The 24,198-nt window shown below is 73.5% G+C and carries 21 protein-coding genes and 1 pseudogene; 13 read left to right on the top strand and 9 right to left on the bottom strand.

Translation table 11 applies throughout. The features are described 5' to 3' along the window. Positions 1 to 197 precede the first annotated feature (197 nt). Complete coding sequence (locus AKI01S_RS30530; RefSeq protein WP_067825500.1) at positions 198 to 536, bottom strand: HGxxPAAW family protein; 339 nt, start codon at positions 534 to 536, stop codon at positions 198 to 200. Positions 537 to 890: 354 nt separating this feature from the next. Here AKI01S_RS30530 and secA point away from each other — a divergent pair, with 354 nt between their 5' ends. Both secA and AKI01S_RS30520 read left to right on the top strand, forming a co-directional pair. Next, the gene (secA, locus tag AKI01S_RS30525) at positions 891 to 3,761 is read left to right on the top strand and encodes a preprotein translocase subunit SecA (RefSeq protein WP_067825498.1); all 2,871 of its coding nucleotides are present in this window, start codon (positions 891 to 893) and stop codon (positions 3,759 to 3,761) included. A 187-nt stretch (positions 3,762 to 3,948) separates the two neighbouring features. Then, complete coding sequence (locus AKI01S_RS30520; RefSeq protein WP_067825496.1) at positions 3,949 to 5,337, top strand: MFS transporter; 1,389 nt, start codon at positions 3,949 to 3,951, stop codon at positions 5,335 to 5,337. A gap of 58 nt (positions 5,338 to 5,395) precedes the next feature. Here AKI01S_RS30520 and AKI01S_RS30515 read toward each other — a convergent pair whose 3' ends face one another. The 3 genes from AKI01S_RS30515 to AKI01S_RS30505 form a co-directional block, all read right to left on the bottom strand. After that, positions 5,396 to 6,760, bottom strand: coding sequence for a PTS transporter subunit EIIC (locus AKI01S_RS30515; RefSeq protein ID WP_067825494.1), 1,365 nt, complete (start codon positions 6,758 to 6,760; stop codon positions 5,396 to 5,398). Between the two features lie 21 nt (positions 6,761 to 6,781). Beyond that, complete coding sequence (locus AKI01S_RS30510) at positions 6,782 to 7,531, bottom strand: GntR family transcriptional regulator (protein WP_067825491.1); 750 nt, start codon at positions 7,529 to 7,531, stop codon at positions 6,782 to 6,784. Positions 7,532 to 7,811: 280 nt separating this feature from the next. Next, positions 7,812 to 9,146, bottom strand: a complete 1,335-nt coding sequence (locus AKI01S_RS30505; RefSeq protein ID WP_439951692.1) for a PTS transporter subunit EIIC — start codon at positions 9,144 to 9,146, stop codon at positions 7,812 to 7,814. 203 nt (positions 9,147 to 9,349) lie between these two features. Here AKI01S_RS30505 and nagA point away from each other — a divergent pair, with 203 nt between their 5' ends. The 10 genes from nagA to AKI01S_RS30455 all read left to right on the top strand — a co-directional run bounded on the left by nagA (position 9,350) and on the right by AKI01S_RS30455 (position 17,671). Continuing rightward, the gene (gene nagA / locus AKI01S_RS30500) at positions 9,350 to 10,480 is read left to right on the top strand and encodes an N-acetylglucosamine-6-phosphate deacetylase (RefSeq protein ID WP_245681842.1); all 1,131 of its coding nucleotides are present in this window, start codon (positions 9,350 to 9,352) and stop codon (positions 10,478 to 10,480) included. After that, entirely contained in the window at positions 10,477 to 11,520 is a 1,044-nt protein-coding gene (locus AKI01S_RS30495; protein ID WP_067825485.1) for an SIS domain-containing protein, read from the top strand. The genes nagA and AKI01S_RS30495 overlap by 4 nt, the downstream gene beginning before the upstream one ends. Then, on the top strand, positions 11,517 to 11,795 hold the full coding sequence (locus AKI01S_RS50980) for a PTS sugar transporter subunit IIB (protein ID WP_281186159.1): 279 nt from the start codon (positions 11,517 to 11,519) through the stop codon (positions 11,793 to 11,795). Before AKI01S_RS30495 ends, AKI01S_RS50980 begins: the two co-directional genes overlap by 4 nt. Before the next feature lie 18 nt (positions 11,796 to 11,813). Further along, positions 11,814 to 12,263: a PTS sugar transporter subunit IIA gene (locus AKI01S_RS30485; RefSeq protein ID WP_067825481.1), complete on the top strand. Its 450-nt coding sequence runs from the start codon at positions 11,814 to 11,816 to the stop codon at positions 12,261 to 12,263. Then, positions 12,254 to 12,922 (top strand): HAD family hydrolase, encoded by a 669-nt coding sequence (locus tag AKI01S_RS30480; protein WP_067825479.1) that lies wholly within the window; start codon positions 12,254 to 12,256, stop codon positions 12,920 to 12,922. The genes AKI01S_RS30485 and AKI01S_RS30480 overlap by 10 nt, the downstream gene beginning before the upstream one ends. A gap of 15 nt (positions 12,923 to 12,937) precedes the next feature. After that, positions 12,938 to 13,210 (top strand): HPr family phosphocarrier protein, encoded by a 273-nt coding sequence (locus AKI01S_RS30475; protein WP_067825476.1) that lies wholly within the window; start codon positions 12,938 to 12,940, stop codon positions 13,208 to 13,210. Positions 13,211 to 13,214: 4 nt separating this feature from the next. Continuing rightward, complete coding sequence (gene ptsP / locus AKI01S_RS30470; protein WP_067825504.1) at positions 13,215 to 14,885, top strand: phosphoenolpyruvate--protein phosphotransferase; 1,671 nt, start codon at positions 13,215 to 13,217, stop codon at positions 14,883 to 14,885. Positions 14,886 to 15,018: 133 nt separating this feature from the next. Beyond that, complete coding sequence (locus AKI01S_RS30465) at positions 15,019 to 15,567, top strand: toxin-antitoxin system HicB family antitoxin (protein WP_067825474.1); 549 nt, start codon at positions 15,019 to 15,021, stop codon at positions 15,565 to 15,567. Between the two features lie 19 nt (positions 15,568 to 15,586). Beyond that, positions 15,587 to 16,441 (top strand): DUF4097 family beta strand repeat-containing protein, encoded by an 855-nt coding sequence (locus tag AKI01S_RS30460; RefSeq protein WP_067825472.1) that lies wholly within the window; start codon positions 15,587 to 15,589, stop codon positions 16,439 to 16,441. Positions 16,442 to 16,570: 129 nt separating this feature from the next. Next, complete coding sequence (locus tag AKI01S_RS30455; RefSeq protein WP_067825502.1) at positions 16,571 to 17,671, top strand: NAD(P)/FAD-dependent oxidoreductase; 1,101 nt, start codon at positions 16,571 to 16,573, stop codon at positions 17,669 to 17,671. Here the strand turns inward: AKI01S_RS30455 and AKI01S_RS30450 are convergent. Then, positions 17,668 to 18,114: a MarR family winged helix-turn-helix transcriptional regulator gene (locus tag AKI01S_RS30450; protein WP_218009879.1), complete on the bottom strand. Its 447-nt coding sequence runs from the start codon at positions 18,112 to 18,114 to the stop codon at positions 17,668 to 17,670. The genes AKI01S_RS30455 and AKI01S_RS30450 overlap by 4 nt on opposite strands. 355 nt (positions 18,115 to 18,469) lie before the next feature. On the opposite strand from AKI01S_RS30450, the gene AKI01S_RS30445 reads away from it, so the two are divergent. After that, positions 18,470 to 18,967 (top strand): hypothetical protein, encoded by a 498-nt coding sequence (locus AKI01S_RS30445; RefSeq protein ID WP_067825468.1) that lies wholly within the window; start codon positions 18,470 to 18,472, stop codon positions 18,965 to 18,967. A 12-nt stretch (positions 18,968 to 18,979) separates the two neighbouring features. Here AKI01S_RS30445 and AKI01S_RS30440 read toward each other — a convergent pair whose 3' ends face one another. The 4 genes and pseudogenes from AKI01S_RS30440 to AKI01S_RS51875 form a co-directional block, all read right to left on the bottom strand. After that, positions 18,980 to 19,453, bottom strand: coding sequence for a hypothetical protein (locus AKI01S_RS30440; protein ID WP_067825466.1), 474 nt, complete (start codon positions 19,451 to 19,453; stop codon positions 18,980 to 18,982). A 64-nt stretch (positions 19,454 to 19,517) separates the two neighbouring features. After that, positions 19,518 to 21,152: a glycoside hydrolase family 3 protein gene (locus AKI01S_RS30435; protein WP_067825464.1), complete on the bottom strand. Its 1,635-nt coding sequence runs from the start codon at positions 21,150 to 21,152 to the stop codon at positions 19,518 to 19,520. Between the two features lie 116 nt (positions 21,153 to 21,268). Beyond that, a complete protein-coding gene (locus tag AKI01S_RS30430; RefSeq protein WP_084000395.1) occupies positions 21,269 to 23,482 on the bottom strand; it encodes a transglycosylase domain-containing protein in 2,214 nt (737 codons plus the stop codon). Positions 23,483 to 23,813: 331 nt separating this feature from the next. Then, positions 23,814 to 24,198, bottom strand: a pseudogene (locus AKI01S_RS51875) (ATPase); the annotation flags it as partial.

Here is a 24,198-nt window from a genome sequence, read left to right as displayed (position 1 = left end):
GGTGCCGTGTCCGGCTGGTGTCGCGTGTCCGGCTGGTGTCGCGTGTCCGGCTGGTGTCGCGTGTCCGGCTGGTGTCGCGTTCGGCTGGTGTCGGGTCCGCCCAGTGTCGGGTCCGGCCGGTGTGGCGTTCGGCTGGAAAAGGCGACGGCCCGCCGAGGAACGCTCCTCGGCGGGCCGTCGTCGGTCCCGTCCCCGGCTCAGCCGTGCGGGGTGTGCTGGGTGTCGGTCTTGACCGGCTTGTCGAGGGTCTCGCCCGCCGGGCCGCCGCGCCGCTTGTCGGTGCGCTTGCCGAACAGGGAGTAGTCCACGATCTCCGGAATGACGCGCGGGGCGTCCACGACCACGTCGGAGAACACGTGCACCACGGCGCTGACCACGAAGCCGACCGCGATGACCGCGACGCCCGCCCAGAACAGCACCCAGTTCGGGCCCAGGCACAGCGCCACCCCGCCGAGCGCGAACCCGATGAAGATGATGGTGACGGCCACCCACGAACTCGGGCGGCCGGCGTGCGACCCGAGCGACTTGTCAGACATATGCGCCTTCCTCAGAGCCTGTGAAAAACCGGGGAACATCCCCGCAGGTGCGAGGCCGACGGTATTGGCATGCCCCGGCCGATCTCCGCCATTGTAATCCCCGCCCCGTGATCATGACCTGGTGGGGACCCGGTGCCGACCTGGTGGGGGAGGCGAGGCGTCCGTACCCGCCACGCGGCACGGGTAACCGGCGATCGGGAGGAGGTCGCGCCGCGCCGCGCCCGCACGCCTGTCGTGGATTGCGTTCCGCGCGTAACCTAGACCATTCTGTGTCTCGCCTACGATGGGCATCGTACGTGTGGTGTGCGTGCCGCCCTCCGGCGGTGACCCACGATCTGCAAGGAGCCTCCTAGAGTGCCGCCAGTCATCGACAAGATCCTTCGTGCGGGCGAAGGCAAAATCCTGCGCAAGCTCAAGAAGCTCGCGGATCAGGTCAACTCGATCGAGGAGGACTTCCTCGAAATGAGCGACGCCGAGCTGCGTGAGCTGACCGACAAGTACCGCGAACGCATCGCCGACGGCGAGAGCCTCGACGACCTGCTCCCCGAAGCGTTCGCGACCGCTCGCGAGGCCGCGCGCCGCGTGCTCGGCCAACGCCACTACGACGTTCAGATCATGGGCGGCGCGGCGCTGCACCTGGGCAACATCGCCGAGATGAAGACCGGTGAGGGCAAGACCCTGACCTGTGTGCTCCCGGCCTACCTGAACGCGCTGTCGGGCGAGGGCGTGCACGTCGTCACCGTCAACGACTACCTGGCCAAGCGCGACGCCGAGTGGATGGGCCGCGTGCACCAGTTCCTCGGGCTCGAAGTGGGCGTCATCCTCCCGCAGATGACCCCCGAGGAGCGTCGCGCCGCGTACAACTGCGACATCACCTACGGCACCAACAACGAGTTCGGCTTCGACTACCTGCGCGACAACATGGCCTGGAGCCTGGAGGAGTGCGTCCAGCGCGGCCACAACTTCGCGATCGTCGACGAGGTCGACTCCATCCTCATCGACGAGGCCCGGACCCCGCTGATCATCTCCGGCCCGGCCGAGCAGAACTCCAAGTGGTACTCCGAGTTCGCCAAGCTCGTGCCGCGCCTCAAGCGCGCCGAGCCGATCCCCGGCGAGATCGACAAGTACGGCCCCGGCGACTACGAGGTCAACGAGAAGAAGCGCACCGTCGGCATCACCGAGGCGGGCGTCGAGAAGGTCGAGGACTGGCTCGGCATCGACAACCTCTACGACTCGGTCAACACGCCGCTGGTCAGCTTCCTCAACAACGCCCTCAAGGCCAAGGAGCTGTACAAGCGCGACAAGGACTACATCGTCGCCAACGGCGAGGTCCTGATCGTCGACGAGTTCACCGGCCGCATCCTGCACGGCCGCCGCTACAACGAGGGCATGCACCAGGCCATCGAGGCCAAGGAAGGTGTGGCGATCAAGGACGAGAACCAGACGCTCGCCACGATCACCCTCCAGAACTACTTCCGCCTCTACAACAAGCTGTCCGGCATGACCGGCACGGCCGACACCGAGGCCGCGGAGTTCAACAAGACCTACAAGATCGGCGTGGTGCCGATCCCGACGAACAAGCCGATGATCCGCAAGGACCAGGCCGACGTCGTCTACAAGACCGAGCAGGCCAAGTTCGAGGCGGTCGTCGACGACATCGCCGAGCGCCACGAGAAGGGCCAGCCGGTCCTGGTCGGCACGACCTCGGTCGAGAAGTCCGAGCGGCTGTCCAAGATGCTCAAGCGGCGCGGCATCCCGCACCAGGTGCTGAACGCCAAGCACCACGAGCAGGAGTCGGCGATCGTCGCGGAGGCGGGCCGCAAGGGCGCCGTCACCGTCGCCACCAACATGGCCGGTCGAGGCACCGACATCATGCTCGGCGGCAACCCCGACTTCCGCGCCGACCTGGAGCTGCACCAGCGCGGCCTGTCCCCGCTGGAGACTCCCGAGGAGTACGAGGCGGCCTGGCCCGAGGCGCTGGAGAAGGCCAAGGAGGCCGTCAAGGGCGAGCACGAGGAGGTCGCCGAACGGGGCGGCCTGTACGTGCTGGCCACCGAGCGGCACGAGTCGCGGCGCATCGACAACCAGCTGCGCGGCCGCTCCGGCCGTCAGGGCGACCCGGGCGAGTCCCGCTTCTACCTGTCCCTCGAGGACGACTTGATGCGGATGTTCAACTCCGCCCGCGTCGAGGCGATCATGACGCGCCTCAACATCCCCGACGACGTGCCGATCGAGTCCAAGGTCGTCAGCGGCGCGATCAAGTCGGCGCAGAGCCAGGTCGAGCAGCAGAACTTCGAGATGCGCAAGAACGTCCTGAAGTACGACGAGGTGCTCAACCGCCAGCGCAAGGTCATCTACGCCGAGCGCCGCAAGGTGCTGGAGGGCGCCGACCTCAGCGACCAGATCCGCAACATGATCCACGAGGTCGTGGACGGCTACGTCGCGGGCGCCACCGGCGAGGGCTTCGCCGAGGAGTGGGACCTGGACAAGCTGTGGAAGGCGTTCAAGCAGCTCTACCCGGTCTCCCTGACGGTGGACGGCCTCGTCGAGGAGATCGGCGGCGACATCTCCTCGCTGGACGCCGAGACCCTCGCCGAGAAGATCCGCGAGGACGCCCTCGCCGCGTACGAGAAGCGCGAGCAGGAACTCGGCACCGAGGTCATGCGCGAGCTGGAGCGCCGCGTCGTCCTGTCGGTCCTGGACCGCAAGTGGCGCGAGCACCTCTACGAGATGGACTACCTCCAGGAGGGCATCGGCCTGCGGGCCATGGCGCAGCGCGACCCGCTGGTCGAGTACCAGCGCGAGGGCTACGACATGTTCAACGCGATGCTCGACGGCATCAAGGAGGAGTCGGTCGGCTACCTCTTCAACCTCGAGGTCGAGGTCGAGGAGCAGCCGCAGGCCCCGGTCGTCGGCGCCAAGCCGGTCGCGCTGGACAAGACCGGCCCGGCGGACGCCGAGTCGGCCGAGTCCGATGAGGACGCCGAGGACTCCGAGAAGGGTTCCGGCAAGGCCGACACCCCGGTGATCCACGCCAAGGGCATCGACGAGCCCGACCGTCCGAAGAAGCTCGACTACACCGCTCCCTCGCTGGACAGCGAGGACGGCGTCGAGCACCACTCGGAGGAGGAGAAGGACCCGTACGCGGGCACCAACCGCAACGACCCGTGCCCCTGCGGCTCGGGCAAGAAGTACAAGCGGTGCCACGGCGGTCCGGTCAGGTGAGTCCTGACCGTTGATGTGAACGGCCCCTGGGAGTTCTCCCGGGGGCCGTTTTCTTGGTCGGAGTCGGTGGGACCGTCCCCCGCGTCCCCCTGTGCCCCTTCGATCGCGCGTTGAAGGTTGCCGGGTCCCTGTCCCTGGTCGATCGGGCGCAACCTTCCGGGACTGGTTCAACGGAAGCGTTGAATCCATGGTCACAGACGAGAGAACACAGACGGGGACGGGTGCCGCCGCCGCGCGCTGGTGGACGTTGGCGGTGGTGAGCGCGGCCCAGCTGCTGGTGGTCCTGGACGGCACGATCGTGAACATCGCGCTCCCGTCGGCGCAGCGGTCCCTGGGGCTGACGGACGGGAACCGGCAGTGGGCGGTCACCGCCTACGCGCTCGCGTTCGGCGGGCTGCTCTTGGTCGGCGGTCGGGTCGGCGGGATGCTCGGGCACCGGCGCGCGTTCGCGGTCGGGCTGGTCGGGTTCGCCGCCGCGTCCGCGCTGGGCGGTGCGGCGGTCGACGCGGCGACGCTGTTCGGCGCGCGGGGCCTTCAGGGGGCGTTCGCCGCCGTGCTCGCGCCCGCCGGGCTGTCGCTGCTGGCGACCGCCTTCACACGGCCCCGGGAACGCGGGCTGGCGTTCGGGGTGTTCGCGGCGGTCGGCGCGGGGGGCGCGGCGGTCGGGCTGGTCGCCGGTGCGCTGCTGACCCAGTACGCGGACTGGCGGTGGTGCCTGTACATCAACGTGCCCGTCGCCTTGCTGGCCCTGCTCGGCACGCGTCTGGTGCCCGCGGACCGGCCGGGCCGGGCGCGGGTGGACGTGCCCGGCGCGCTGCTCAGCGTCGCGGGCGTCGGCGCGGTGGTCTACGCGTTCGGCCGGGCCGAGGCGCTCGGCTGGGGGTCGGCGGAGGTGCTGGGGCTGCTGGTCGGCGGGGTGGCGCTGCTGGCGGCGTTCGTCGCCGTCGAGGTCCGCGCGTCCGACCCGCTGCTGCCGATGCGGGTGCTGCTGCACCGCGCCCGCGCGGGGGCGTTCCTGGCCATCACCCTGGTGTCGGTGGCGATGTACGGGTTCTACCTGTTCATGAGCTACTACATGCAGGGGACGCTGGGGTACTCGCCGGTGCGGACGGGCCTGGTGATGCTCGTCAACGTCGGGGCCACGCTGGTCGGGTCGACGCTCGTCGCCGGACGGCTGCACGGGCGCGTCCCGCCCGCCGCCCTGGTCCTGCCGGGGCTGCTCGTCACGGCGGCGGGGATGTTCGTGCTGACCCGGCTGGAGGTCGGCAGCTCGAACGTCCTCGTCCTGTTCCTGCTGCCCGCGCTGGTGCTCACCGGGCTCGGTTTCGGGTGCGTCATGCCCCCGACCGCCGGGCTCGCCACGGCGGAGCTGTCCGCGCGTGACATCGGGGTCGCCTCGGCCGCCTACAACGCCGCCCAGCAACTGGGCGCGGCCCTGGGCGTCGCGCTGCTGAACACGCTCGCGGCCGGGAGCGCGGCCGTCGTGGACGGCTACACGAGCGCGTTGATGGTCGCGTTCGTGCTGCTGGTGGGCGCGGCGGTCGTCGTCGCGCCGCTGATTCCCAGGTCCCGGTGAAAAGGCCGTGGCGGGCCGTCCCGGAGGACGGCCCGCCACGGCGGGGGTGTGGTGCCCGTCAGAGCGCCTCGGCCTTGCGGTCGCGCTTCTTCTCACCGGCGGCCGCGATCTCGGGGGAGGCCGCGGGGTCGGCGGCGACCGAGTCCTCGCCCTCCGGCTCCCTGCCCGGCGTCGCGAAGTTGAACTTCTGGATCAGGAACTTGAAGATCACGTAGTAGAGGACGAAGTACAGGACGCCCATGCCGAGGATCAACGGCAGACCCTTGGTGTTGTCCTTGGTCATGTTGAGCAGCATGTCGATGCCGCCCGCGGAGAAGCCGAAGCCGAGCTGGGCTCCCGCGGCCTCCAGCACGGCCATCGAGATGCCGGTCAGCACCACGTGCACCGCGTACAGGACCGGCGCGACGAACATGAACGCGAACTCGATCGGCTCGGTGACGCCGGTGACGAACGCGGTCAGCGCGGCGGAGATCATGATGCCGCCGACGGCCGGGCGGCGGTGCGCCGGGGCGGCGCGCCACATGGCCAGCGCGGCGCCGGGCAGGCCGAACATCAGGACCGGGAAGAAGCCCGCCAGGAAGCCGCCCGCGTTCGGGTCGCCGGCCAGGTAGCGGTTGATCTCGCCGTGGACGACGCCGTCGGCGCCCTGGTAGTCGCCGAACACGAACCAGATCAGCGAGTTCGGGATGTGGTGCAGGCCGAACGGCAGCAGCAGGCGGTTGACGACGCCGTAGATGCCCGCGCCCGCCGCGCCCGCGCCGGTCACCCAGTTGCCGAAGTCGGCGAGCAGGCCGCCCAGCACCGGCCAGACGAAGCCGATGACGACGCCCAGCGCCAGCGCGGCCAGCGCCGTGACGATCGGAACGAACCGGCGGCCGCCGAAGAACGCCAGGTAGACGGGCAGCTTGACCCGGTAGAAGCGCTGGTAGAGGAGGGCGGCGACGACGCCGATGAGGATGCCGCCCAGCACGTCGGTGGGGTTCTTGGCGCCCCAGTTGATGACCTCCTTGGGCGCGCCGTCGGCGACCTGGGTCATCATGACCTTGGCCTTCAGCTCGGCGTTGTCGCCGAGCGAGAACATGACCTTGGAGACCCGGTCGAACACCAGGTACCCGACCACGGCGGCCAGGGCGGTGGAGCCGTCGGCCTTCTTGGCGAAGCCGATCGCCACGCCCACCGCGAACAGCAGCGGCATGAACTGGAACAGCGCGTTGCCGGCCTCGCCGACGACCGAGGCGACGCTGTTCCAGCCGAGGCCGTCCTTGCCGAGCATGTCATCCTGGCCGAAGCGCAGGAGCAGCGCGGCGGCGGGCAGTACGGCGATCGGCAGCATGAGGCTGCGGCCGATCCGCTGGAGGACCGCGAACGCGCCGGAACCGCGCCTGGGCGCGGCCGACCCTTCCGCTGCTGTTACCGAACTCATCAGGGGGTTCCTCTCCTCGAATTACCGGGGGTGGGAGCGCGACGGGGGGTTTCCGAGCGCCGTGTGGATCTGGTAGCGGTCGGCCCGGTAGGTCGACACGCCCAGCTCGGCGCACACGCCGCCCATGTAGGAGCGGCGTTGCAGGAGCAGCACGGCGCTGCCGCGGGGGATCTGCAGGTGGCGGGCGTCGGTGGCGTCCGCCAGGCCGGCGTCGATGGTCTGGTCTCCGGCGTCGAAGACCAGGCCGTACACCGCCTCCAGCACCCCGTACAGGGAACGGTCGGCCAGCCGCCGTTCCAGCAGGTCGGGGGCGAGGGAGGCGAGAACGTGGGACCGCTCCACGGCCATCGGCTCGCCGTCGGCGGTGCGCAGCCGTTCGATCACGTGGAGCCGCGTGCCCACCTCCACGTCGAACCGGCGGGCCAGCCGCGCGTCGGCGGGGATGGTGCGGCGGTCCAGGTCGATCGCGCCCGGCCGCATCCCGCGGGCCAGCATGTCCTCGGTGAACGAGACCAGTCGCAGCGGCACCTCGATCTTGGGCCGGGCCACGAAGGTGCCCTTACCGGGCACCCGGTAGAGCCGGCCCTCGGAGACCAGCTGGTCCACGCCCTGCCGCACGGTCATCCGCGACAGCCCGTACCGCGCGCACAGCTCGCGCTCCGAGGGGATCGGGGCGTCGACGGGCAGCTCCGCGCTCTCGATCAGGTCGAGCAGGATCGCGCGGAGCTGGAAGTACTTGGGGACGGGACTGGTCGGGTCAATGGTCGTCACGGGGAGTCCTCAGTTCGGGTCCGGAAGTAAAGATCATCCGCACCGACTGTGCCGGATCCGTGGCCGGATCAACATGGTTCGTACTGGTCTAGGCCGGACTAGACCACACGTCCCAAGTGTGTGTCAACGCTCGGCGTGATGACGACCGGCGGGCATCACGATCCCGCAACAGAACTGCAAAGGTGCAGGTCATAGGTGTGCGACGGAACGGCGAGGGGGTGGGCGGACCCGGACGGCGGAGTCCGGGGGCCGCCGCCCGGTCCCGCCTGTCCGCGTCCGGTCACGCCGGGGTGGGCCGGTCCGGTCCGCTCGCTGGGGCGGTCTGGTCCTCGTCCTTCTCGCGGCCCGGCGTCGGCAGGTCGAGTTTCCTGATCAGGAAGTAGAAGACCGCGTAGTAGAGGGCGAAGTACAGGACGCCCATGCCGATGATCAGCGGGAGCTGGCGGGTGTTGCTCTTGGTGGCGTTCAGGACCATGTCGATCAGGCCCGCCGAGAACGCGAACCCGAGCTGGGCGTCCGCCGCCGCCAGCACGAACATCGAGACGCCGGTCAGCACGACGTGGATGCCGTACAGCAGCGGCGCGACGAACATGAACGCGAACTCGATCGGCTCGGTGATGCCGCAGACGAACGCGGTCAGCGCCGACGAGATCATCAGGCCGCCGACCGCCGGGCGCCGGTCCGGGGGAGCGGCCCGCCAGATCGCCATGGCCGCGCCGGGCAGGCCGAACATCAGCACCGGGAAGAACCCCGCCAGGAACGTGCCCGCGTGCGGGTCGCCCGCCAGGTAGCGGCTGATCTCGCCGTGCGCCGCCTGCCCCGTGCCGGGCGGCGTGTAGGAGCCGAACACGAACCAGATCAGCGAGTTCAGGATGTGGTGCAGGCCGACCGGCAGCAGCAGCCGGTTGGCCATGCCGTAGATGCCCGCGCCGATCGCGCCGAGCCCGGTGAGCCAGTCGCCGAACGAGTCGATCCAGTCGCCCAGCGTCGGCCAGACGAGGCCGAACACCACGCCCAGCACCAGCGCCGCCGCCGCGCTGACGATCGGCACGAACCGGCGGCCGCCGAAGAACGCCAGCCACGACGGCAGCTTCACCCGGTAGAAGCGCTGGTAGAGCAGCGCGACCATGATCCCGACGGCGATGCCGCCGAGCACCTGGGTGGGGTTCTTGGTGCCGAGGTCCAGGACCTCCGTCAGCGAGCCGTCGTCCTGCCGGGACAGCTTGGCGACCCCGGCCCTCAGCTCCCCGCTGTGGAAGAACAGCGTCCGGGAGACGCGGTCGAACACCAGGTAGGCGACCACGGCGGCCAGGGCGGTGGAGCCGTCGGACTTCTTGGCGAAGCCGATCGCCACCCCGACGGCGAACAGGATCGCCAGGTTGTCCAGCAGCACGCCGCCGGCGGCGGCGAAGACCTCGGCGACGCGGTCCCAGCCCAGGCCGTCCTCGCCGAGCAGGTCGTTCTGGCCCAGCCGCAGCAGGATCCCGGCGGCGGGCAGCACGGCGATCGGCAGCATGAGGCTGCGGCCGATCCGCTGGAGGACGGCGAACGTGGCCGACCAGGCGCGTCCGAACCCGCCGGACGCGCCGCCGGTCTCGGCGGACATGGAACTCATGCGCGGACGACCTCCCCCGTGCGGGCCGTCCCGAGCGAGTCCGGCCCGACATCTTCGCGCTATCCGTTTCGTGGAGTATGGTGACGACTGGTCTAGTCCGGCCTAGACCAGTTGCAGGCCAGTCGTCGAGGGCGGCGACCGGTGGTTATGGCGTCACGGAGAGTGCCCGACGAATGGCATCGCTTCTCATCACCGCGAACAGCTTGATCGCTTCCCCCGACGGGGGTCCTACCCGTCTGCTGGGGCCGGGATACGTCCGGGCCGAGGACGGAGTGATCACGCGGGTGGGCGAGGGCCGGCCGGACGGCGTCCCGGACGTGGAGCTCACTGACGGCATGCTCGTGCCGGGCCTGGTGGACCTCCAGGTCAACGGCTTCTTCGGGCACGACCTGGCCGACGCCGACGAGGTCGGCTGGAAGGAGGTCGTCACCCGTCTCCCCGAGACCGGTGTGACGGCGTTCCTGCCCACGTTCGTCACCGCGCCCGTCGAACGGCAGGCCGCCGCGCTGCGCTCCACCGCCGAGCTGCTGCCGCGCCTGCCACCGGGCGCGAAGGTCCTGGGCGTCCACCTCGAAGGGCCGTTCCTGGCCGAGGGACGCAGGGGCGCCCACAACGCCGCCCACATGACCGACCCCACCCCGGACGCCGTCGCCGCGCTGCTGGAGACCGGCCTGGTCCGGCTCGTCACCCTCGCGCCCGAACGCGACGGCGCGCTCGCCGCGATCCGCGCCCTCACCGAGCACGGCGTGCTCGTCGCCGTCGGCCACAGCGACGCCACCGCCGACCGGGTGAGGGCCGCCGCCGACGCCGGGGCCCGCAAGGTCACCCACGTCTTCAACGCCCAGAGCGGCGTCCACCACCGCGACCCGGGCGTCGCCGTGCAGGCCCTCATCGACGACCGGCTGCACCCCGGCCTGATCGTGGACCTGCACCACGTCGCCCCGCAGGTGTGCGAGCTGGTCTTCCGGGCCGCCGGGGGACGCGTCGTGCTGGTCACCGACGCCGCCGCCCCCGCCGGGATGCCGCCGGGCGCCTACGCGCTGGGCGGCGAGCCGATCGTCATGCCCGAGCAGGGCCCGCCGCGGCGCGCCGACGGCACCATCGCCGGGTCCGGCCTGCGGCTGGACGAGGCGATCGGCAACACCGTCGCGCTCGGCGTCGACCCGGTGACCGCCGTGGACGCGGCGACCCGGGTCCCCGCCGACCTGATCGGCAGGTCCGACCTCGGCCGCATCGCCCCCGGCGCCGCCGCCGACCTGACCTGGCTCGGCCCGGACCTCCGGGCGCATGCGACATGGATCAACGGGCAGAACGTCAGCAGAGGGGGATCATGAGCACCAGCCGAATGCGCGCCGAGATCGGTGAGCAGCCGGGCGCGCTGCGCCGCACGCTGGAGGGGCTCCTGCCGCGGGTCGGCGACATCGCCGACCTGGCACGGGAGACCCGCCAGGTGCTGTTCATCGCGCGCGGGTCGTCCGACAACGCCGCCGTGTACGGCCGCTACCTGGTGGAGTCGCACGCCGGGCGGCTCGCCACGCTGGCCGCGCCGTCCATCGCGACCACCTACCGCCGGAAGGTCGATCTCGACGGCGTGCTGGCCGTGGCGATCAGCCAGTCCGGCAAGACCGAGGAGATCGTCCAGACCATGGAGTGGGCGGCCTCCTGCGGGGCCCGCACCGTGGCGGTCACCAACGGGCACGGCTCGCCGCTGGCCGAGGCCGCCGAGGTCGCGCTGCTCACCGAGGCCGGCGACGAGCTGGCCGTTCCGGCGACCAAGACCTACACCACCCAGCTCGCCGCCCTGGCCGTGCTCGGCCTCGGCCTCGGCGCCGACGTGGACCGGGCCGACCTGGACCGCGTCCCCGACGAGGTGGAGCGCCTGATCGCCGCCACCGAGGCGTCGCCCGCGCTGCCCGAGATCGTCGGGGAGCTCGCGCGGGTGCCCGGCGCCGTGGTGTCCGGGCGCGGCATCGCGTTCGGCACCGCGCTGGAGCTGGCCCTGAAGATCAAGGAGGCGTGCTACCTGCACGCCATGGGCCTGTCCTACGCCGACCTGCTGCACGGCCCGATCGCGGTCGTCGACGCCCAGACCCCGGCGCTGCTGGTGGCCGCCGACGACGGCCCGACGCTGCCCGGCACGATCGCGCTGGCCGAGCGGGTGCGGTCGGCCGGGGCCAAGGCGTTCACCGTCGGCGGCGGCGCGGGCCTGGCGGGCGCCGGGAACGCCGCGCTGGCCGGTCCCGACCTGCCCGAGTGGGTCGCCCCGCTCGGCCTGATCGTCCCCGGCCAGATCCTGGTCGAGAACCTGGCCCGCGAACTGGGGCTCGACCCCGACGTCCCGCGCGGCCTGAACAAGGTCACCCAGACCGACTGACGGACCCCGCCGACCCGGCGACCCCACCCCAAGGAGAAGCAATGGACAAGGCCGAGGCCATCGTCGCCGCGCTGGGCGGCGCCGACAACATCACCGAGATCGAGCCCTGCGCCACCCGGCTGCGCACCGAGGTCGAGGACGCCGGCCTGGTCGACGAGGCCGCGCTCAAGGCCGCGGGCGCGTTCGGCGTCATGCGCGCCGGCAACGTCGTCCAGGTCGTCGTCGGCCCCGAGGCCGACACCATCGCCAGCGACATCGAGGACATCCTCGACTAGTTCCGGCTGGAGGCCGTCATGACGAAGGTTCTGTCCCCGGTCGCCGGTCGCGTGGTCGGCCTGGCGGGCGTGCCCGACCCGGTGTTCGCGCAGGCCATGGTCGGCCCGGGCACCGCCGTCGACCCGGTGCGCGAGCCCGGTCCGGCGCTCGCCCCGGTCACCGGGAAGATCGTGAAGCTGCACCCGCACGCGTTCGTCGTCGTGGACGCCGAGGGCCACGGGGTGCTGGTCCACCTGGGCATCGACACCGTCCAGCTCAAGGGCGAGGGCTTCGAGCTGCTGGCCGTCGAGGGCGAGCAGGTCACCGCCGGGCAGCCGCTGGTGAACTGGGACCCCGCCGCGGTCGAGGCCGGGGGCCGGTCCCCGATCTGCGCCGTCGTGGCCCTGGACGCCCCCGCCGAGGCGCTGTCGGAGGTGCTGGAGGACGGCGAGGTGACGAAGGGCGCCGAGCTCTACACATGGAGCTGATCCCGCTGACGGGTGCCGCCTTCGACATGGACGGCACCCTCATCGACACCGAGCCGCGCAACCGGGTGATGTGGGCGCGGCTCTTCGATGCGCACGGCGTCCCGTGCGACGACGCGCTGCTGTCGTCGTTCACGGGGCGCCGCGGCCGGGAGGTGCTGGCCGAGCTGCTGCACCTGTTCCCCGGCCGCGAGGTCGAGGAGCTCTTCCAGCAGGCCGTCGCCCGCGAGAACGACCCGGACCTGCCCCCGGCCCACCCCGTTCCGGGCGCGGTCGAGCTGGTCCGGAGCCTGAGCGCCGCCGGGGTGCCGATCGCGGTGGTGACGTCCGGGATGTGGGGCTACGCCGAACCCATCCTGACGGGGCTCGGCGTGCTCGACCTGTTCGACGCCGTGGTCACCGCCGACGACGTCACCCACGGCAAGCCCCATCCCGAGGGGTTCCTGGCCGCCGCCCGCCTGCTGGGCCTGGACCCCGCCGGGATGGTCGCGTTCGAGGACGCGCCCGCCGGCGTGGCCGCCGTGCGGGCGGCGGGTATGACCTGCATCGGCGTGAGCACCACCCAGACCGCGGACGCGCTGGCCGAGGCCGACCGCGTGGTGCCGAACCTGAAGGAAATAGACGTACTTCCCGGCCCCGCGCTGCGGGTGTCCGGAGGCTGACGAGGAGATAGGTCCGTGACCGAGCGCAACGTCAAGATCCAGTCGACGGTGGGGCTGCACGCCCGGCCCGCCGCGTTGTTCGTGCAGACCGCGGCCAAGGCCCCCATCGAGGTCAGCGTCGCCAAGTCCGGCGGGCGGCCGGTCAACGCCAAGAGCATCCTGGCGGTGCTCGGCCTGGACGCCCGGCACGGCGACGAGGTCGTGCTGAGCGCCGAGGGCGAGGGCGCCGACGCCGTCCTGGACGAGCTGGAGGCCATCCTGACGGCCCCGGAGCCCGCTGGTGCCTGAGGTCATGAACGGCGCGGGCGTCAGCCCCGGCGTCGGCCACGGGCCCGTCCGCCGCATCGCCGGCGAGGTCCCCGAGCCGTCCGCCGACGCCCGGCACGCCGGTGACGCCGAGGCCGAGAAGCGGACCGCCCTGGCGGCGCTGGCCGCCGTCGCCGACGACCTGGAGGCCCGCGCCGCCCGCGCGGCCGAGGTCGGCAACGACGACGGCCGGGACGTGCTGAACGCCCAGGCGCTCATGGCCCGCGACCCCGGCCTGGCCGAGGGCACCGCCGAGCGGATCGACCAGGGGACCGCCGCCGCGCGCGCCGTGTTCGACGCGTTCGGGGTGTACCGCGAGATGCTGGCCGGGGCCGGGGAGTACCTGGCCGCCCGCGTCACCGACCTGGACGACATCCGGGACCGGACCGTCGCGCGGCTGCTGGGCCTGCCGATGCCCGGCGTCCCCGACTCCGACGAGCCGTTCGTGCTGGTCGCGCGGGACCTGGCACCCGCCGACACCGCCGTGCTGGACCCGGCGAAGGTGGTCGCGTTCGTGACCGAGGAGGGCGGGCCGACCAGCCACACCGCCATCCTGGCGCGCACCATGGGCGTTCCGGCGGTCGTCGCGCTGCCCGGCGCGACCGGCATCGCCGACGGGACCATGGCGCTGGTGGACGGCTCCTCCGGCCGGGTCGTGCTCGACCCGGCCGAGGACGAGGTGCGGACCGCCCGCGACGCGGCCGCCGCGCGCGCCGCCGCGCTGCGCGGCGCGACCGGCCCCGGCCAGACCAGGGACGGGCACCGGGTGCCGCTGCTGGCCAACGTCGGCGGCCCCCAGGACCTGGACAACGCGCTGGCCAACGGCGCCGAGGGCGTGGGCCTGTACCGGACCGAGTTCCTGTTCCTGGACCGCGCGACGCCGCCGGCCGACGCCGAGCAGGAGAAGGCCTACCGGAAGGTGCTGGAGGCGTTCCCCGAGGGCCGCGTGGTGGTGCGGGCGCTGGACGCGGGCGCGGACAAGCCGCTGGCGTTCCTGCCGCCCCCCGGCGAGGAGCCGAACCCGGCCCTCGGCGAGCGCGGCCTGCGCATGCTGCGCCGCCACGAGGACGTGCTGTCGGCCCAGCTGTCGGCGCTGGCGCGGGCGGCGTCCGGCCTGACCACCAAGCTCCAGGTCATGGCCCCGATGGTGACCGACGCCGAGGAGGCGGCCTACTTCGCGCGGGCCTGCCGCGACCACGGCATCGACACCCCCGGCGTGATGGTCGAGGTCCCCGCCGCCGCCCTGCGCGCCCGCGATCTGGCGCGGGAGGTGGCGTTCTTCAGCCTGGGCACCAACGACCTCACGCAGTACACCTGCGCGGCCGACCGCCAGATCGGCGGCCTGGCGTCCCTCCAGGACCCGTGGCAGCCCGCGGTGCTGGACCTGGTGGCGCTGTCGGCGTCGGCCGGGATCCCCTGCGGCGTGTGCGGCGAGGCGGCGGGCGACCCGGCGCTGGCCTGCGTGCTGGTGGGCCTGGGGGTGACGTCCCTGTCGATGAGCGCCCCGTCGCTGCCCCTGGTGCGCGCGGCGCTGGCCCGGCACACCATGGCGGAGTGCCGGACGGCGGCCGACGCGGCCCGCGAGGCCCGCACCGCGGCCGACGCCCGCGCGGCGGCCCGCGAGGCCCTGCCGGGGCTGGCGGAACTGGGGCTGTAGCCCCACCGGAACGAGACGGCGAGGTCACCCGGTGTGGGGGTGACCTCGCCGTCTCGCGTTTCCGTGGCGCCAATGGCGCCGTTATGGCGTCACTTGAATTGCTATGGCGCCATAATGGTGCCATCATGGCGTCATGAACCTCTCCTCCTATGTCGAAAGCCTGCGGCGGGAGCTCGCGGTGGCCGCGGCGGCGGGCGGGGACGAGGCCCGGGCCCTCGCCGAACGCCTCGTGGCGCCCCTCGACTCGACCGCCCGGCTCGTTCTGCTGGAGGCGCTCTCCGACGCCGCCGACGAGATCACCCGGGAGCTCGTCCCCGGCTCCGTCGAGGTGCGGCTGCGGGGGCGCGACCCCGAGTTCGTGGTGCGGCAGCCGTTCACGGAGACCGGACCGCCGCCCGCGCCGATGCCGCCCATGCCGGTGCCGCCCGCGCCCGGTGTGCCCCTGCCGCCCGTGCCCCCGGCACCGCCCGCGCCGCCCGAGCCCGAGGACCGCGGCACCGCCCGCATCTCCCTGCGCGTTCCCGAGCAGCTCAAGCCGCGCATCGAGGAGGCCGCCCGAGCCGAGGGGATCTCGGTCAACGCCTGGCTCGTCCGCGCGATCTCCGGCGCCCTCGACGGCGCGTCCCGCTTCGGCTCCCCCCACCAGCACGGCGGCCAGAGCATCACCGGCTGGGCCCGCTGACCCCGACAGGAGGACCCTCATGCACACCTTCGCAACCCCCGAGCCCATCTCCGTCGCGCTCGACCTGGAGGTCGGCGAGGTGCGCGTCCGCGCCGTCGACTCGGCCGAGACCACCGTCGAGGTCAGGCCCGCCAACGCCGCCCGCGACGCGGACGTGCGGTTCGCCGAGGAGGTCCGCGTGGACTTCGCCGACGGCCGGCTGACCGTGCGCGGCCCGCGGTCGCGGGAGGTGTCGCCGCTCGGCCGCTGGTTCGGCCGCGGCGGCGCCCTCGACGTCGTGATCACGGTTCCGGCGGGCTCCCGGGTGAACGCCCGGGGCGAGGCGGAGTTCCGCTGCGAGGGCCGGCTCGGCGACTGCCGCATCACCAGCGCCATGGGCGAGGTCCATGTCGACCGGGCCGATGGGCTGCGGGTGCGGACCGACGACGGCGACGTGTCGGTGAACGCCGTGGCCGGCCCCGTCGAGATCTTCACCGCCCACGGCGAGATCCGCGTCGGCTCCGCCGGGGGGCCGGCGTCCCTCAAGACCGACCACGGCGACATCGCGCTCGGCGCGGTCTCGGGCGACGCGCGCCTGGTCACCGCGCACGGCGACATCACCGTGGACAGCGCCGACACCGACGTCACCGCCAGGACCTCCAGCGGCCGCGTCCGGGTCGCCGCGGTCGCGTCCGGGACGGCCGACCTGGAGACCGGCGACGGCGACATCGAGGTCGGCGTCGTCAAGGGCACCGCCGCCTGGCTCGACGTCTCCTCCGAGTACGGCCACGTCCGCAGCGACCTGGACCCCGCCGGGACCCCCGACGGCGACGAGGCCGTCGTCCGCGTCCGCGCCCGCACCCAGCACGGCGACGCCGTCATCCGCCACGCGTGATCCGGCCGCCGGAGGCCGCCCGCCGCACCGGCGGGCGGTTTTTTCTTTCTCGGCGACTTGAAGTTCGTATTACGAACTAATACAGTTCGTATCGCGAACGAACCCCTTCTCGGAACGGAAGTGATCATCATGGGGCGTACCGTTGTGGTCGTCGGCGGCGGGTACGGCGGCGCCAGCGTCGCCAAGGCACTGGACGAGCGCGCCGACGTCGTGCTGGTCGAGCCGAGGGACGCGTTCGTCCAGAACGCCGTCGCCATGCGCGCGCTGGCCCGGCCCGAGTGGGCCGACAGCATGTTCTTCCCCTACGACCGGCTGCTGGAGCGCGGCCGGGTCGTCCGCGACCGCGCCGTCTCGGTGGACCCCGGCGGCGTCGAGCTGGCCTCGGGCGAGCGCCTCGCGGCCGACCACGTGGTCATCGCCACCGGCTCCGCCTACCCGTCCCCGTTCAAGACCGGGGCCGCCGACGCCGCCACCGCCCGCGAGGAGATCCTGCGGATCCACAAGGACCTGGCGGCGGCGGACCGCGTGCTGGTCGTCGGCGCGGGGCCGGTCGGCCTGGAGCTGGCGGGCGAGGCCAAGGCGGTCTGGCCGGACAAGCGGATCACGGTCGTGGACCCGGCCGAGCGCCTGCTGCCCGCCTTCCGGGACGACCTGCGCGCGGACCTGCACCGCCACCTGGACGAGCTGGGCGTGGACCTGCGGCTGGGCACCACCGTGGAGACGCCGCCGACCGAGCCGGGGCGCGCCGGGACGTTCACCGTCTCCTCCGGCGACGGGCCGATCACCGCCGACATCTGGTTCCGCGCCCACGGCGTCACCGTCGACACCGCCCACCTGGGGCCCGAGCTGCGGGCCGCGCGCACCCCCGGCGGCCTGCTGCGGGTCACCGAGAACCTCAACGTCGCCGGGCACGCCACCGTGCACGCGGTCGGCGACGTCACCGACCTGCCGGAGGCCAAGATGGCGGGCAACGCCATGCAGCACGCCGAGGTCGTGGCGCGGAACATCATCGCCGCGCTCGACGGGGAGGGGCCCACGGCCGTCCACCGGCCGTCGCCGATCCCGTTCGTCCTGCTGCCGCTGGGCCCCGACCGGGGCGTCGGGCAGGTGCCGTCCCCGGACGGCCCGGTCGTGCTGCCCGCCGCCGCGGTCGGCGAGTACAAGGGCGCGGACCTGTTCACCGGCCGGTTCAACGACCTGTTCGGCACGTCGCTGCCGGTGCCGGTCTAGTCGAAGACGGCGGGGACCTCGTTGTCGCTCACCAGCCGCGCCAGCAGGTCGGTCAGCGTCCGGCGCTCCCGCTCGTCGAACCCCGAGGGCAGCTCGTCGATCCGGGCGCAGCACGCCTCGTAGAACTCCGAGGCCAGCGCGCTCCCGGCGGGCGTCAGCGCGACCCGGACGGCCCGCGCGTCGTCCGGGTCCGGCTCCCGGTGGACCAGGCCCCGCCGTTCGGTGCGGTCGACCAGCCCGGTCAGGCTCGACTTGGCCAGGCCCAGCGTCGAGCCCAGCTCGCTCATGCCGTACGGCCGGCCCATCAGCACGCACAGCAACTGCCCCTGCTGCTGGGTCAGGCCGTGCTCGCGGGCGGACGCGGCGTACACGGCGTCCACCAGGAAGGCCGACCGGACCAGCGCGGCCACGACCCCCATCCGCTGACCCGTGTCCCTGACCATCGCGCGTCCTTCCGCCGAAGAAATTCGTACTACAAACTACCTGAGAGGTGAACGTCGATGTCAACGCGAGGGATCCGTTCCGGAACCGGCGTCGGCGCCGCGGTGGCCGACGCCACTCCCGATCGAGCCGGGCGAAGGCCGGCTCCTCGACGAACGATCCCGGGTCGCGCCCGCGGTCGCACTCCGGCGTGGGGCGGTACTCGTCCCCCGGACGCGGCGGGCGTGTCCGGTCAGGGGCGCGTGCACGGGGTGGAGGCCATGTCCCCCCGGCGGGGGAGCGGGTTGGTGCCCGCGGGGGAGGGCCGGGGCGCGGCGAGGGCGGACGATCTTCGCAGAGAAGAGCCGGGAGGTCCTCGTGAGCGTTCCCCGATGGGCGGTGTGGGCCGCCTACGCGGCACCGTCGTGCGTGCTGCCCTCGTCCCTGTGGCGGGTCCGTGAGGCCTTCCGCGACTCCGCCTGCATGGCGCACGCCGAGCCGTGGGAGCCCTACTACATCGTCGGGCTGTCCGCCGTCTCGCTGGGGGCGGCGCTGCTGACGGTCGGGCTGGTCCGGCCGTGGGGCGAGGTGTTCCCGCGGTGGATCCCGGGGCTCGGCGGCAGGCGGGTGCCGGTGCTCGCCGCCGTGGTCCCCGCCCTGGTGGGGGCCGCTCTCCTGATCGCGCTGATCGGCTACGGCCTCTTCCTCGCCGAGCCGAACAACGTCCACCCCGACTGCCCGCCCCCGAAGGCCGCGTCCCTCGTCGGCCTCTGCTACGCGCCCCTGGTCGCCTGGCCGTTCCTGCTGATCGCGGTCACGGTCGCCTACCACCGGCGCCGGACGTCGGCGGGCGCCTCCCCAGCCCCTCGGCCGTGACGCTCCCGCGCCTCAGGGCACCAGTACCCAGCGCTTTCCCGAGCGCTTCAGGGTGAAGCGCGCCGCCAGCAGGCCGCCCGGCCGGGCCGGGTCGCCCTCCCAGCGCAGGTCCTCGAAGCCCACCGTGAACGTCCCCGGCTCCGGTCCCGGCTCGGCCACCGGGACGCTCACCGTCCGCAGCGCCGCCAGGTCCTTGGCCCGCAGCCGGCGCCGTTCACCGGCCAGCCCCGGACGGCACCCGCCCTCCCTCCCGAACACCGCGCGCTCGTAGGCGGGCGTCATCGCCGAGCACACCTTCGCGTCCCCCGACCCGACGCCCCGCAGGTAGTCCAGCAGCGCGGTCCGGGCGGGCAGGGTCCGCCCCGGCGGCACCGTGGGCGGCGGCGACGGCGGCGCGGGGGAGGGCGGCGGGGGCGGGGGAGCGTCGTCGCCGCACGCGGTCGTCAGGGCCAGGCACGCGGTGAGGGCCAGCAGGAAAGGGCGCACGGGACCTCCCAGGCGACGAGGGCGCGCGCCGATCCTGCCAGGGGCTCCCCGCGTACGTCCACGCTCACCGGTAGGTGAGGCCGTGCCCGGCCGGGCCGCCCGCCGGGGCCGGGAGCTTCCCGGTGGGCTTCACGGCCCCGGTCAGCACCCGGCCCAACGCGGCCAGCGAGGCGTCCCCCGGGGAGTAGGTCGCCAGCGCCGCGTCCGCGCCGCGCGCGCCGTTCAGGTCGTAGGGGCGGCCGATCGCCGCGACGACCACCCGGCCGCCCCGCACCGCGCGGACGCGCGCGGACGGGTCGCCGTTCGACGAGGTCAGCACGGTCACGTCGGCGTCCGCCGAGGAGGTGGTGCGCACCCCGGCGCGGCGCAGCGCGGCGGCCAGCGGCTCGGCGCGCGGACCCGTCACGCGCACCCGCGCGCCCTTCTTCAGCGGCAGCGTGCCGCCCTCGTTGCGGACGAGGGTGACCGAGCGTTCGGCGACGCGGCGGGCGACGGCCCGGTGGGCGGGCGAGCCGACGGTCGCGGCGGCCCGCGCCGGGTCCACGCGGGTGCCGCGGAACAGGCCGCGCCGCTCCTTCATCCGCAGGATGCGGGACACGGCCTCGGTGAGCCGCTGGCGGGAGATCCTCCCGGAGCGGACGGCGCCCAGCACGGCGCGGTGGGCGCGGTCCAGGTTCGGCGGCATCAGCAGCTGGTCGGCCCCGGCGTTGACCGCGCGCACCGCCGTCTCGCCCTCGCCGTACCTGCGGCGCGCCCCCGCCATCTGGAGGGAGTCGGTGACGACGACGCCCCGGTAGCCGAGCTCGTCGCGCAGCAGCCCGGTCAGCACGGTCCGGGACAGCGTGGCCGGGTCGCCGGACCGGTCGAGCTTCGGCATCACGATGTGCGCCGACATGATCGCGTCCACGCCGGCGGCGACGGCGGCGCGGAACGGCGGCGCGTCCAGGCGCTCCCACTCGGCGCGGCTGTGCCGGATGACCGGCAGGCCGGTGTGGCTGTCGGTGGCGGTGTCGCCGTGGCCGGGGAAGTGCTTGGCGGTCGCGGCGACCCCGGCCTCCCGGTAGCCGGTGATCGCGCCGCCGAGCATCCGCGCGACCAGCGCCGGGTCGGCCCCGAACGAGCGGACGCCGATGACGGGGTTGGCGGGGTTGACGTTGACGTCGGCGACCGGCGCGTAGTCCTGGTTGATGCCGATCGCGCGCAGCTCGGTGCCGGTGACCCGGGCGGCGGCCCGCGCCTGGTCCGGGTCGCGGGTCGCGCCGAGCGCCATGTTGCCGGGGAAGCGGGTGAGGAACGGGACGCGCGTCACCAGCCCCTGTTCCTCGTCGGTGCCCAGCAGCAGCGGGACCTTCGAGGCGCTCTGCAGCGCGTTGGACAGCCGGGCGGTCTGCCGGGCCGACCGCAGGTTGCCGGGGAAGTAGATGAAGCCGCCCACGCGGTACTTTCTGATCATCTGCTTGGCGGCGGCCTCGCTCGCGAACGTCGGCACGAACAGCTGCCCGACCTGCTCCTCCACCGTCATCCCCCGCACGAGCGCGGGAACGGCGTCGCCCGCGGACCGCTGCCCCGCGGCGGCCGTCGGCGACGTCGTCGCGGCGGACGGCGCGGGGGGCGGCGCGGACCGCCCGTCGCAGGCCGCCAGCGGCAGGACGGTCAGCGCCGCCGCGCCGAGCGCGAGGGAACGCGGTGGGACGCGCACGGGACAGGCACCCCCGGGCAGATCGTGGACTGGGCCGTTACTCGTTCGTGATCCGACCCGTGACGCTATGCGACTCCCCGGGGTGCTGTCGACTCAGCCGGGGACCGGCGCGCCGTTCACCGGCGCTTCTGGGGCTTCTGGCAGGCGCCGCCGGCCGCCGGGGGCGCGCAGCGCCGGTCGACGCCCGGGGAGGCCGGTGAGGTCGGCCGGGTGGACGGGGAGGTGGACGGCGAGGTGGACGGGGTCGTGGACGGCGACGGGGTGGCCGTCCGCTCCGGCTGCGGCACCCAGGACCGCACGACCCCGGTGAACTCCGGCTCCGGGAACGGGTCCGCCGGGAGGTCCCGGGCGACCTTGGCCATGAACGCCTGCCAGATCTTCGCGGGCGCGGTCTCCCCGGAGACCACCCCGGGCCAGCCCGGCAGGTCCCTGAGGGTGCGCCGGGTCTCGTCGGCCATCACCACCGCCGCCGACAGCCGGGGCACGTACCCGACGAACCACGCCGCCCGGTTCTGGTCGGTCGTCCCGGTCTTGCCCGCCACCTCCCGGTCGGTCAGCGCGGCCTTGCGGCCGGTGCCCTCCTGGACCGTCCGCCGCAGCGCGTACCCGACCTGCGCGGCCTGCTCGCGGTTCAGCACCCGGCGGCCCGGCCCGGTCCACGGCAGCGGCACCTCTCTGCCGCGCGCGTCCACGATCCGGGTGATCACGTGCGGGGTGACGGCGGTGCCGCCGTTGGCGAACGCCGCGTACCCGGCCGCCTGCGTCGCCGCCGACACGTCCGGCACGCCCAGCGCGACCCCCGCCTGCCCCCGGAACGGCTTCAGCGCGTCCTCGGGCACGCCGAGGTCGGTGGCGGTGCGCAGCACGTTGTCGAGCCCGGCCTCGAACGCCAGCTTCACGTACCCGGTGTTGACCGACAGCGCGGTGGCCCGCACCAGGTCCATGGTGCCGAGCGAGCCGATCTTCTCGTCGTTGCCGACCAGGTAGCCGGGGGCGGTCATCGGGGTCGTCTCGCCGTTCGGCGCGAACTTCATCGGCGACCTGCCGCTCACCTTCGACCGCACGCTGAACCCGCGCCGCAGCGCCGCCGCCAGCACGTACGGCTTGAACGTCGAGCCCGCCTGCGCGACGGCGTTGAACACCGAGTCGTACTGGCTGCGCCTGGGGTCGCCGCCGTAGAACGCGCGCACCGCCCCGTCCCGCGGGTCGACGGCGACGAGCCCGCCGCGCACCCGCTTGGGCCACTGCGGCTCGCGCGCCGCGCGCATCGCCTGCTCGGCGTGGGCCATCCAGCGCTGGTCCAGCGCCGTGTAGATCTTGAAGCGGCCGTTGACGACGCTCGACGCGGGGATGCCGAGCATCCGCAGCTCGTCCAGGACCCGCTGGCGGACCAGCAGCGACTGCCCGCTCAGCTCGACGCCGCGCCACGCGCGGCGCGTGACCGGGAACCGCAGGGCGTCGGCCTCGGCGCGCCGCAGCCGTCCCATGCCGACCATGCCGTCCAGCACGTAGCGCCAGCGGGCGCGCAGCGCGCGGGCGGGCGCGGCGTTCCCCTGGGTGTGGAAGTAGGTGGGGCGCTGGATCATCGCGGCCAGCAGCGCGGCCTCGGCGACGTTGAGGTGCCAGACGTCCTTGTCGAAGTAGGCGCGGGCGGCGGCCTGCACGCCGGAGGTCTGCCGCCCGAAGTAGATGGTGTTCAGGTACAGGTCGAGGATGCGGTCCTTGCCCTGCGCCCGGTCCAGCTTCACCGCGATGAAGATCTCCTTCATCTTGCGGCCCATCGTGCGGTCGCGGCTGAGGCCCTTGTAGTAGTTGCGGGCGAGCTGCTGGGTGATGGTGGAGCCGCCCTGGGTGTCGCCGCCGGAGGCGTTGTTCCACAGGGCGCGGGCCGTGCCGACGGGGGAGACGCCGTGCCCCTGGTAGAAGCCGCGGTCCTCGGCCGCCAGCACGGCCCACCGCACGTGGTCGGGGATCTGCTCATGCCGCACGACCTCCCGGTTGGCGCCGAGCCGGAACAGGGGGGTGCGGCCGTCGCCGTAGTAGACGGTGGACCCCTCGTCGGTGACCCCGGCCTGCGGCTCGGTGGGGGTGGGCGTGCTCTGGTAGGCGACCACGACGGTGACGGCGGACGCCACGACGAGCAGCGCCACGGCGGCCACGCACAGGACCCATCCCTGGCGCAGCCGCGCCCGCCGCAGTCTCCTCCGTTCCCGGTGCCGGTCGGCGCGCCGCGCGCCGCCGCCCCCGTCGGGAGGGGACGTCTCGGGCGGGGACGGGCGCCTGCGGGAGGAGCGCAGCAGGGGACGAACGGATGGCGGTAGAGCGGGCACGGGCACCTCGGGTGACGTGGGCGTACGGAACCGGGCCGTCTCTCCGCACGCCGGAGCGCCACGACGTCCCGCGGGCAGGGGGATGCCGGGTGCGCGCTCCGCTTCGGCCCACGCGTGGCATGGGGCGGGCGTGTTTCGGACGGTTCCGCCGATCGGGGCGGCGTTCTGTACGGGCCACGTCTGTGGCTGGTGGTTCCGCCGTCTCCGGTCGGACATCGCTCCACCGTTGATCACAAATGAATCACAACGGTCCCTGGTGTCGCAACCGGAACGCCCCGAAACGTATGCCTATGCGCGCCTGCGCGGCATCACGCGGGAGGGGGAGCGGGTGTCAGCGCGGCGGCGGGTAGCCGAGGCGGCGCAGGGCCAGCCCGGCCGCGCCGACGGCTCCGTCGCCCGCCCGGCGGGGGGCCTCGGCGAACCGGTCGCACAGTCCGGCCCGCACCGCTTCGGCGACGGGGCCGTCCCGCAGGACCGAACCGTGCATCACCACGGGAGCGCACGGGTCGGCGAGGGCGGGGCGCACGGCGTCCACGTCGCGCAGCAGCCACTCGGCGGCCTCCTCGGTGATCCGGCGGGCCACCGGGTCGCCCGCCGCCGCGGCGGCGGCGACGACCGGGCCGAGTCTGCCGAGGGCCGCGGGCGGGCGGCCGTAGACCTCCTTGATGATCGCCTGCGCGAGCTGGGGGTTGGGCGGGGACTCGCGGGCGGGGGGC

The sequence above is a fragment of the Actinomadura kijaniata NBRC 14229 genome (assembly GCF_001552175.1).
Taxonomy (GTDB): domain Bacteria; phylum Actinomycetota; class Actinomycetes; order Streptosporangiales; family Streptosporangiaceae; genus Spirillospora; species Spirillospora kijaniata.
This window is presented reverse-complemented; position numbering and strand designations above follow the sequence as displayed.

Bases quoted from the DNA above. Each gene is read 5' to 3' on its own strand.
- AKI01S_RS30530 (WP_067825500.1), bottom strand. From the start codon at position 536: ATGTCTGACAAGTCGCTCGGGTCGCACGCCGGCCGCCCGAGTTCGTGG.
- AKI01S_RS30520 (WP_067825496.1), top strand. From the start codon at position 3,949: ATGGTCACAGACGAGAGAACACAGACGGGGACGGGTGCCGCCGCCGCG.
- AKI01S_RS30515 (WP_067825494.1), bottom strand. From the start codon at position 6,760: ATGAGTTCGGTAACAGCAGCGGAAGGGTCGGCCGCGCCCAGGCGCGGT.
- AKI01S_RS30505 (WP_439951692.1), bottom strand. From the start codon at position 9,146: ATGAGTTCCATGTCCGCCGAGACCGGCGGCGCGTCCGGCGGGTTCGGA.
- AKI01S_RS30495 (WP_067825485.1), top strand. From the start codon at position 10,477: ATGAGCACCAGCCGAATGCGCGCCGAGATCGGTGAGCAGCCGGGCGCG.
- AKI01S_RS30485 (WP_067825481.1), top strand. From the start codon at position 11,814: ATGACGAAGGTTCTGTCCCCGGTCGCCGGTCGCGTGGTCGGCCTGGCG.
- AKI01S_RS30480 (WP_067825479.1), top strand. From the start codon at position 12,254: ATGGAGCTGATCCCGCTGACGGGTGCCGCCTTCGACATGGACGGCACC.
- ptsP (WP_067825504.1), top strand. From the start codon at position 13,215: ATGAACGGCGCGGGCGTCAGCCCCGGCGTCGGCCACGGGCCCGTCCGC.
- AKI01S_RS30465 (WP_067825474.1), top strand. From the start codon at position 15,019: ATGAACCTCTCCTCCTATGTCGAAAGCCTGCGGCGGGAGCTCGCGGTG.
- AKI01S_RS30460 (WP_067825472.1), top strand. From the start codon at position 15,587: ATGCACACCTTCGCAACCCCCGAGCCCATCTCCGTCGCGCTCGACCTG.
- AKI01S_RS30455 (WP_067825502.1), top strand. From the start codon at position 16,571: ATGGGGCGTACCGTTGTGGTCGTCGGCGGCGGGTACGGCGGCGCCAGC.
- AKI01S_RS30450 (WP_218009879.1), bottom strand. From the start codon at position 18,114: ATGGTCAGGGACACGGGTCAGCGGATGGGGGTCGTGGCCGCGCTGGTC.